Source organism: Enhygromyxa salina (assembly GCF_002994635.1).
Taxonomy (GTDB): domain Bacteria; phylum Myxococcota_A; class Polyangia; order Nannocystales; family Nannocystaceae; genus Plesiocystis; species Plesiocystis salina_B.
On the sequence record NZ_PVNL01000192.1, the window covers coordinates 63,728 to 72,839 of the forward strand.

Sequence of the window (9,112 nt, forward strand, 5' to 3'; positions counted from 1 at the left end):
CGACGACTCGATAGAGACGGACCGACCGATCGGGTAGGCTGGCGATCGACGGTGCGGGCGCTGGGCGACACGCTGGTGGTGATCACGGGGGCCGGCGGCGGGATCGGTCGGGCGCTCGCGCATGGGTTCGTGCGCCGCGGGTGCAAGCTGGCGCTGCTCGACCTCGACGGCGAGGCGATCGACGGCGTGGCTCGCTCGCTGCGGGAGCAGGGGGCCGCGGTGTCGACCCACGTGGTCGACGTGCGGGTTCGCGGCGATCTCGAGCGGGCCCGGGATCAGATCTTGGCGGCGCATGGGCGCGTCGACGTGCTGATCAACAACGCGGGTCTGACGGTGTTCGCGAGCCTCGAGCACACCAGCGACGACGAGATCGACCGCGTGATCGCGGTCAACCTGCGGGCCGTCATCGATGGCTGCCGGGTGTTCTTGCCCGCTCTGCGCGAGCGGCCCCGCGCGCACATCGTCAACCTCTCGAGCATCGCCGGGTTGGCCGGGATGCCATGGCAGACGCTGTACTGCGCGACGAAGTTCGCGGTCCGCGGGTTCTCGGCCGCGCTGCGCTCGGAGCTGGTGGGGCAGGGGATCGGCGTGACCTGTGTGCTGCCTGGGGCCACGCGGACCAACATCGTCGGGGTCGCGGCCAGTCGTGATCTGGCGCTGAGCTCGGCGTTGTCGCGCCAGCTGTTGGCGTACGGCTATCCGCCCGCGTGGGTCGCCCGCAAGGTCGTGCGAGCGGTGCGCTGGAATTGGGCGGAGGTCGCGAGCGGGCCCGATGCGCTGCTGCTGCGGGTGGGCGTTCGGGTCGCGCCGTCGCTGGTCCGCGGGGCCATGCGGGCGCTGGTCTGGGGGGCCGGGCGGCGCGCGTGGATCGGCGCTGGTGAGGCCAGCCCAGCGCAGGAGCTCGAGCAACGGTGAGGCGCGCGCTGACCCCCACGCGCCTCGCCGGGCTGACGCTGCGCAACCGGGTGATCAAGTCGGCGACCTTCGAGGGCATGAGCCCTGGCGGGGTCCCGAGCCCGAGCCTCATCGAGCATCACGCCGCGCTCGCCCGGGGCGGCGTGGGCATGACCACGCTGGCCTACTGCGCCACCGCGTCGCACGGGCGCACCTTCGCCGATCAGCTCGTCATGTCCGAGGCGCTGGTGACTCAGCTGCGTCCGCTGACGGCGGCGGTCCATGAGGCGGGGGCGGCCGCGTCGATCCAGCTGGGCCACTGCGGCGGGTTCTCCAAGGATCTCGCCCAGCGTCGGCTCGCGCCACCCGGCCCGCTTGGACCCTCGCGCGAGCTCAACCGCTACGGCTTGCTGCAGGGTCTGGTCTGGACCAAGGCCATGCGCGCGCCCGAGCTCGAGGCGATCCCCCAGCAGTTCGCGCTCGCGGCCCGGCGCGCGTGCGCGGCTGGGTTCGACGCGATCGAGCTGCACATGGGCCACGGCTACCTGCTCAGCCAGTTCCTGTCGCCCGCGATCAACCGCCGCCGTGATCAGTGGGGCGGGTCGCTCGAGAACCGGCTGCGGCTGCCGCTCGCGGTGGTTCGTGCGGTGCGCAGCGCCGTTGGATCGCAGGTGCCGATCCTGTGCAAGACCAACCTTCGCGATGATGTCCCCGGCGGGCTCGAGATCGACGAGGCGGTCGAGATCGCCCAGGCGCTCGAGCGCGAGGGCGTCGACGCGCTGGTGCTCAGCGGCGGGATCGTCAGCCGCTCGGCGTTCTACCTGCTCCGCGGTGATCGGCCGCTGCGCGAGATGATCGCGGTCGAGCGCAATCCGATGCAGCGCGTCGCGCTGCGGGTGTTCGGGCCGTCGGTGATCGAGGCCCACCCGTTCGAGGAGCTGTTCTTCTTGCCGCTGGCCCGCGAGATTCGGCGGGCGGTGTCGATGCCCCTGTGTCTGCTCGGTGGCGTGGTCTCGGCTGACAACCTTGCGACCGCGATGAACGAGGGCTTCGAGCTGGTTGCGATCGGCCGGGCGCTGCTCGAGAACCCCAACTTCGTGAACGAGCTCGAGTCGGGGCAGGTCACTCGCTCGGCATGTACGCACTGCAACGTGTGCGTGGCCGAGATGGACCGAGACGGCGTGCGCTGCGTGCTTGGCTAGCCAAGTCGGCGTGTGAGGTCGAGGATGTCCTCACCGTATTCATCGATCTTGATCGCGCCCAGGCCAGGGACCCGGGCCAGATCCTCGAGGGTCTGCGGCCGCTGGCGATCGACCGCGGCGATCACCTTGCGATGGAACACCATGTACGGCTTGCACGCGAGCCGACGAGCCACGCGGCGCCGGTAGTTCTCGAGCTCGCGGGCGAGCTCGCTGCGTGCCCGACCCTTCCGACTCGCGGGCGCGCGGCCTGGGGTCGGCGACTGCGTGGCGCCAGCGACCCACAGCTTCTCGTACTTGCGACCCTTGATGACGAGGGCGCCGCTGGCCAACAGCGCGTCGAGAGCCGCGAGGACCTCGGCCTCTTTGTGGTCAGCGAAGGCGCCATGATGCGCAAACCGATCGAGCCCGAGCTGACGCATCGACTTGGCCTTCGACCCTCGCAGCGCGCGGGTGAGGTTGAGCCGTCCGGTCGGTTTCTGAAGATCCTGCAGCGCGGTGAGGATCGCCTCGGCGAGCCCGGCGGGGACTGGGGTTGCGACGGCGGCGACGGGCTTGGCGACGATCGGCGTCGCTTCGCCGCGGCAGCAGTCACAGCGTCCGCACGGCTCGGCCGCCTCGGTGGCGCCGAAGTACTCGCTCATGGCTTGCTGCCGACAGGCTCGCGTGCGCACGTACGCGACCATCGCGTCGAGGGCCGACTCGACCCGCGCGCGCTGGCTCGCCGAGCTGCGCTTGGGGATCCCCAGACGGCGCTGGGTCATCAGATCCGACGCGCCGTAGAACAACACGCAGCGCGAGGCGTGCCCGTCACGCCCGGCCCGGCCGGCCTCCTGATAGTAAGCCTCGACGCTGCCGGGCGTCGCAAAGTGGACCAACAGGCGAACGTCGGGAAAGTCGACGCCCATCCCAAACGCATTGGTCGCGACGAGGACTCGCTTCTTTCCGCTCGCGAACGCGGCCTCGGCCCGCTCGCGGGCCAGCTTGGTCCGACCTGCGTGATAGTAGCCCGCGCCCACGCCAGCCTTGACCAGCGCCTTGCATACCCGCTGGGTCTGCTTGCGCGTGGAGCAGTACACGATCACGCGGCCGCGCTCGGCCGCCGCGATCGCGCGGGTGAGCGCAGCCACGCGCGCGGCGTCGGTCGCGATCGCGTGGACCTCGAACTCGAGGTTGGCGCGGGCGAAGCTGCCCTCGACTCGCTCGGGATCGACGAGCTGCAAGCCGCTGATCAGCTCGTCGAGCACCCGGCGCGTGGCGGTGGCCGTCAACGCGATGACCGGGCACGCGACCCGCCGCCGCAGCTCGTGCAGGCGCAGGTACTCGGGGCGAAAGTCGTGGCCCCACTGGCTGACGCAGTGGGCCTCGTCGATCGCCACCAGCGCGACGCGGGGCCGCTCGAGGCTCAGGCGAAACCGGCGCTGTGCGGCCCGCTCGGGCGAGACATACAGCAGCTCGACCTCGCCAGCTTCGAACGCTCGCACGACCCGCAGCTGCTCGGCGGCGGTCAGGTTGCTGTTGAGCGCCTCGGCCTTGATCCCCAGCTCGCGCAGCGCTCGGACCTGATCGTGCATCAGGGCCAGCAGCGGCGAGACGACGACGGTGCAGCCCCGACCGGCACGGGCCAGCAGCACGGCGGGGACCTGAAAACACAGCGACTTGCCGCTGCCCGTGGGCAACAGCACGACGGCGTCGCGCCCGGCGACCACGGCATCGACCGCGCGTCGCTGACCGGGCCGAAAGTCGGCGTGGCCAAACACCTCGCGCAGCACCAGGGTTGGGCCGTCGAGCGACGCGACGTTCGACTCGACGACGTCCTCGGCGCGCGCACCCGAGAACATCGCCAGCTGTTGGCCGCTCGAGCGCTGACGCGGCTTGGTCACGGCGGGACATTAACACGCCGGACCAGCCGCCAGCCAAGCCCACCCTCAGCGCCAGCGACGGCGGATCATGGCGGCCAGGCCAAGCCCGAACACCAGCAGCGGCGCCCCGCGGCGTCGCTCGTCGTCGCTGCTGCAGTGGCAGCCATCCTCGTTGTGCGCGGCCGGACCGTCGCCGGTCTCGCCACCCGTCTCGCCGTCACCTCCACCGCCGGACTCGTCGCCCTCGAGCGTGCAGTCGAACCCACAGCCGTCACCGTCGTCGGTGTTGCCGTCGTCGCAGGTCTCGCCTGGCTGCACGATGCCGTCGCCGCAGGTCGGCGCGGCGCACATGTTGGTGCACGCGTCATCCTCGACCTGGTTGCCGTCGTCGCAGGCCTCCCCGGCCTGGATGATCCCGTCGCCGCAGCTCGGCGACCCACAGTCGTTGGTGCACTCGTCTCCGGGCTCGCGGTTGCCGTCGTCGCACGCCTCGCTGTCTTGCACGATCCCGTCGCCGCACGCTGGCGTCGTGCACATGTTGGTGCAGTCGTCATCGTTGACGCCGTTGGCGTCGTCGCAGCCCTCGGCGGCCTGCACGATGCCGTCGCCGCAGGTCGGGGCCGTGCACGCGTTGGTGCAGTCGTCATCGTCGACCATGTTGGCGTCGTCGCAGGCCTCGTCGAGCTGGACGATCCCATCGCCGCAGCTGGCCGCGACGCAGGTGTTCGAGCACCCGTCATCGTCCTCGAAGTTGGCGTCGTCGCAGCCCTCGCCGGGACCCACGTAGCCGTCGCCGCAGCTGGCCTCCACGCAGGTGTTGAGGCAGATGTCGTGGTTGTTGTCGTTGGCGTCGTCGCAGTCCTCGTGGCCGACCCAGGTGAAGCCGTCGCCGCAGCTGGCCACCTCGCAGGTGTTGAGGCAGGCGTCGTGATTGTTGTCGTTGGCGTCGTCGCAGTCCTCGTGGCCGACCCAGACCTGGGCGTCACCGCAGCTGGCGGGCACGCACGTGTCGAGGCACCCGTCGCTGTTGTTGTGATTGTTGTCGTCGCAGACTTCGTTACCCTCGACCACGCCGTCGCCACAGATCGGGTTGATCACGTACAGGCGCACCGCGGCGTCGGAGGTGTGGTGGCCCTCGATGTTCGGCAGCGGGTAGTTGGCGAAGTTGGGGTTCTTGACCTGCGACGAGAAATTGCCGATCGACGCGGGCACGTAGTCGAATTGCCAGTCACCGCCGACCGAGGCGATCGCCCCAATGTCGTAATTGCCCGGGGGCAGCTCGAGGGTGAACACGTTTGATTGTTTCCAGCTCATCCCATCATCGGCGAAGAACTTGGGCTGGCTCACGTAGATCAGCTCGTGCTGGTTGTCGTCGACGTGCCTGAAGACCACGAACTTGAGGCTGCCGCCAATGTTGAGATCGACCCGCACCGCGACGCTGGCCAGGGTCTCGGTCTCGTTGGCAACCGTGATGTGTGATCCCGGCGAGTGGCTAGCCGGGCGAGTGGACACGTTGTTGTCCCCATTCCAGCTGTCGAACGACAGCTGCGGAGGGCCCGCCACGGCCGAAGCTGGGGCCAGCGTGAACGCGAGGGCGACGAGGGGAGCAGACCAGGTGAACGAGTCGATGAGCTTGGCGGCCACTTGCGAATTCCTTGGCGAGGCGAATAGGTGTAGCCTTGCGACGCTCCTCCGTTCGTCGCGCGAAAGTTTGGCGTCGCCGCTGCGCGCCCACGCAGCCGCACTCCATGCCGTTTATGGTGGGAGTCGAGGTTCAGCTAGATGCTGGTGACGTGCACGCCGCTGCTGCCGCCGCTGCTGCTAATGTTGATAGACCGCGTGCCAACTGTCCCAATGACCATGTGGCGGGTCTGAACGGCATGTTGCGCTTGGGAGCCGAGATCACGTCAACCACGACTCTTCGAAACGTTGCAGGAGCCAATACGCCCCCGCGGCCAGGTTGACCGCGAGGTACACGATGACCTAGCCAGGAATCTTCAGCACCACCGCCGCCGCGGTGTCGCCCGCGGCACAGCCCGCGAACAGCACGTGCCCACCGCCGAGCAGGCGCGCCTCTTCGATGCCCTCCGCGATCAACCTGGCCCCAGTCGGCCCTTGCGGGTGCCCGAAGATCAACGAGCTACCAAAGTTGTTGAACGACTCGGCCTCGATCTCCATGTGCTTGGCGAAGTACAGATCGTTGACCGCGAACGGGTTGTGGGTCTTGATCACGGCCATGTCACCGATCCCGAGCCCGGCGTCGGCGAGCGCCCGCTTGGCGGCGGGGACCACCGCCTTGGCCATGTAGCCCTTTTCCACGCGGGCCTGCGCGTAGCTGAGCAGCTGGATCGGGTCGCCGTCGTGGCTCCACGCGGCGGCTCGCTCGCGACTGCACACCAGCAGGCCCGCGTTGCCGTCGGCCGGGTGAGTCTGGCTGCCAAAGGTCACCGTGCCGGCTTCGCCGATCGCCGGCCGCAGCTTGGCCAGGCCCTCGGCGGAGGTCGGGAACACGCCTTCGTCATACTCGACCGTGGCCACGACCCGGCGGCCGCTCGGGTTGACCTCCACGGGGGTGACCATGTAGCGCTCGTGAAAGCCCTCGTCCTTGGCCCGCTGGTACTGCTGGTGGCGGTGCAAGGTCAGCGCGTCTTGTTGCTCGCGGGTGATGCCGGCCTCGCGCGCGACGTTCTCGGCGGTCTCGAGCATCGAGTTCTTGGCCCACGGGTCGCGCGAGAACGAGTCCCACACCCAGTCTTCGGCGTCGGGCTTGCCGCCGGGCGCGAGCGGGTTGGGGTAGACGAGGTGCGGACCGTTCGAGGTCTTGTCGGCCAGCAGCACCAAGGTGGCTTCGTTGTCGTTGGTCTCGATCCTGGCGGCGGCGTGGGCCAGCGCCGCAGCCGAGGTCGCGCAGGCCTGCGAGACGATCGCCCCGGTCACCCCTTCGGCGCCGATCAGCCCCGCGACCCACGGGCTCGCGTAGAAGCAGTTGGGCGAGGGGATCGTCCAGCCGACCACCAGCTCGGCGAGCTCCTTGGGATCGACCTGGCGATCCGCGAGGGCCTTGCGGGCGACCTCCGCGGCAAACTTCAGGGGGTGCAGGTTGGCGAAGCTGCCGCCCCACTTGGAGAATGGAGTGGACCAGTAGCCGCCAGCGGGCAGGAACGCCTTGTCGAAACGCATGCCGCGAGTATCACCGACGGCGGCCCGCGCTCTGACGGCGCGGTCAGCAACGCGAGGTGCGGATCCTCCGGAGGTCCGGCTATGCTCCGCGTGTCGAGCTGTTACGGTCTGGCGATGGTCGTTCTGCCTCGCGCCGCGCTCACGCTCTGCTCACTCTCGATCTTGTCATTCTCGACTGTGGCGTGTGTGGCCGCCCCGCCCCAGGCTGACGCCGGTGCCGACGCTGACGCGAGCGCGAGCGCCAAGCCCGAGATCGTGTGCAAGCACGTGCGCGACGTCGCGGCCAAGGACAACGGCGACGCCGAGGCCCTCGACGTGGTCCAGCGCGAGTGCGTCGAGACCCTCACCCAGCTGTCGACGCGCTACCAGACCTTCACGACCTGCGTGGATCTGGCCGTCGACGCGGCGGCGATCCTGAAGTGCGAAGAAGACCTCGGCAAGCCGCGCTCGCTGCTGGCCGCGGCCTCGCCGACCGCCAAGCTCGAGGCCCTGTGTGATCACATGCTCGGCCTGGTGAAGGTCGAGCTCGGGGAGATGGTCAACAACATGTCGCCGGACGAGTTCAAGCAGCTCCGCGACAAGTGTGTGTCCGAGGCCAGCGCCCAGATCGAGGTCAAGGGCGCCGATCAGTTCAACAAGGAGGCCGAGTGCATCCTCGCCGCGCAGAGCCTAAAGGACATCGAGGCTTGCAAGCTCTAGCGCGAGCGTGTGCAGCTCGCGAAGCTCGACCGGTGCCTGGCACTTGCGGTTGAGCGCCTGCTTCCAGCGCCGCGCGCCAGGCCGGCCCGCGAACAGGTTCATGAGCGGTCGCAGCAAGATCGTCGGGCTTGGACCTCCGCGCTGGCGCTTGCCGGAGCCTGCGTGCTGGTGTCCGCGCGCCAACCATTGCTCGACGTGATCGAGGTAGGCCGCGACCACGCCAGCGCGGGTCGGCGCCGAATCAGCCGCGCTGGACTCACCAAACACGGCGCGGTCGGCCGCGGCGAACATCCATGGATCATCCCAGGCCGCGCGCCCGATCATCACGGCGTCGACGTGCTCGAGCTGCTCGAGGATCTGCGCGAGGGTGCGGATCCCCCCGTTGATCTCGATGACCAGCTGCGGGAACGCGCGGGCGAGCTGGTGGACCTCGGCGTAGCGCAGCGGCGGGACCGTGCGGTTGTGCTTGGGCGAGACGCCGTGGAGCCAGGCCTTGCGGGCGTGGACAGTGAACCGGTCGCAGCCGGCGGCGGCGACGATCTCGACGAAGCGCGCCATGTCCTCGTAGCGATCGAGCTCGTCGACGCCGATCCGATGCTTGACGGTGACGGGCACGGTCACGCACGCGCGCATGGCCAGCACACACGCGGCCACGCGCTCCGGCTCGCGCATCAAGCAGGCGCCGAAGTTGCCGCTCTGGACCCGATCCGAGGGGCAGCCGACGTTGAGGTTGATCTCGTCATAGCCACGCTCGACCGCGATCACGGCGCAGCGAGCCAGCGCCTCGGGATCGTCGCCGCCAAGCTGCAGCGCCAGCGGGTCAGCGTCTCGGTCGTAGCCGAGCAGGTGATCTCGATCGCCGTTGAGGATCGCGGGGCACGTGATCATCTCGGTGTAGAGCAGCGTGTGGCGGCTGATCAGTCGCAGCAGTCGGCGAAAGTGCCGGTCGGTGCGATCCATCATTGGGGCCACGCTCAGCGGACGGATCACGCCGCGAGCGGACTTGCTCGACTCGCTCGAGGGGCGAAGCTGGTCCTGGATCGGCATCGACGAGCGGGCAGCCTAGGGCACGAGCGCGTCCACAACCAGCCACGCTGATCCGAAGTCGAGCGGAACCTAACTATCTGATTTCACTGGCGATACTGGACAGGGTGGTCGGTGCTTTACCTAGGGATCGCTCCGCGGGTTGCGCCCGTCTCGCCGGGGAGTCGGGCGGTCTCGCTCGGGCGCGCGCGCAGATCCTTTGGGGGTTGGATCTGCGAACGTGCACCGATAGAC

7 protein-coding genes are annotated in these 9,112 nt (G+C 69.1%); 3 read left to right on the forward strand and 4 right to left on the reverse strand.

All coding sequences use genetic code 11. The annotated features are described in order from the left end of the window. Positions 1-51: 51 nt before the first annotated feature. A complete protein-coding gene (locus ENSA7_RS41880; protein ID WP_181234686.1) occupies positions 52-915 on the forward strand; it encodes an SDR family NAD(P)-dependent oxidoreductase in 864 nt (287 codons plus the stop codon). Then, the gene (locus ENSA7_RS41885) at positions 912-2,096 is read left to right on the forward strand and encodes an NADH:flavin oxidoreductase (RefSeq protein ID WP_106095030.1); all 1,185 of its coding nucleotides are present in this window, start codon (positions 912-914) and stop codon (positions 2,094-2,096) included. Before ENSA7_RS41880 ends, ENSA7_RS41885 begins: the two co-directional genes overlap by 4 nt. Here ENSA7_RS41885 and ENSA7_RS41890 read toward each other — a convergent pair. The 3 genes from ENSA7_RS41890 to ENSA7_RS41900 form a co-directional block, all read right to left on the reverse strand. Next, positions 2,093-3,976: a RecQ family ATP-dependent DNA helicase gene (locus tag ENSA7_RS41890; protein WP_106095031.1), complete on the reverse strand. Its 1,884-nt coding sequence runs from the start codon at positions 3,974-3,976 to the stop codon at positions 2,093-2,095. The genes ENSA7_RS41885 and ENSA7_RS41890 overlap by 4 nt on opposite strands. A gap of 45 nt (positions 3,977-4,021) precedes the next feature. Further along, entirely contained in the window at positions 4,022-5,599 is a 1,578-nt protein-coding gene (locus ENSA7_RS41895; RefSeq protein WP_106095032.1) for a DUF4215 domain-containing protein, read from the reverse strand. 339 nt (positions 5,600-5,938) lie between these two features. Further along, positions 5,939-7,135, reverse strand: a complete 1,197-nt coding sequence (locus ENSA7_RS41900) for a thiolase family protein (RefSeq protein WP_106095033.1) — start codon at positions 7,133-7,135, stop codon at positions 5,939-5,941. Positions 7,136-7,249: 114 nt separating this feature from the next. Between ENSA7_RS41900 and ENSA7_RS41905 the strand changes: the two genes are divergently transcribed. Then, positions 7,250-7,834, forward strand: a complete 585-nt coding sequence (locus ENSA7_RS41905; RefSeq protein WP_146158783.1) for a hypothetical protein — start codon at positions 7,250-7,252, stop codon at positions 7,832-7,834. On the opposite strand, the gene dusA is transcribed toward ENSA7_RS41905, so the two are convergent. Continuing rightward, a complete protein-coding gene (gene dusA, locus ENSA7_RS41910) occupies positions 7,805-8,881 on the reverse strand; it encodes a tRNA dihydrouridine(20/20a) synthase DusA (protein WP_106095035.1) in 1,077 nt (358 codons plus the stop codon). The two genes, ENSA7_RS41905 and dusA, sit on opposite strands and share 30 nt — an antisense overlap. Positions 8,882-9,112 lie beyond the last annotated feature (231 nt).

What these genes read in the sequence shown, in the direction of transcription:
- dusA (WP_106095035.1), bottom strand. Translation starts at nt 8,881, where the DNA reads ATGCCGATCCAGGACCAGCTTCGCCCCTCGAGCGAGTCGAGCAAGTCC.
- ENSA7_RS41905 (WP_146158783.1), top strand. Translation starts at nt 7,250, where the DNA reads ATGGTCGTTCTGCCTCGCGCCGCGCTCACGCTCTGCTCACTCTCGATC.
- ENSA7_RS41900 (WP_106095033.1), bottom strand. Translation starts at nt 7,135, where the DNA reads ATGCGTTTCGACAAGGCGTTCCTGCCCGCTGGCGGCTACTGGTCCACT.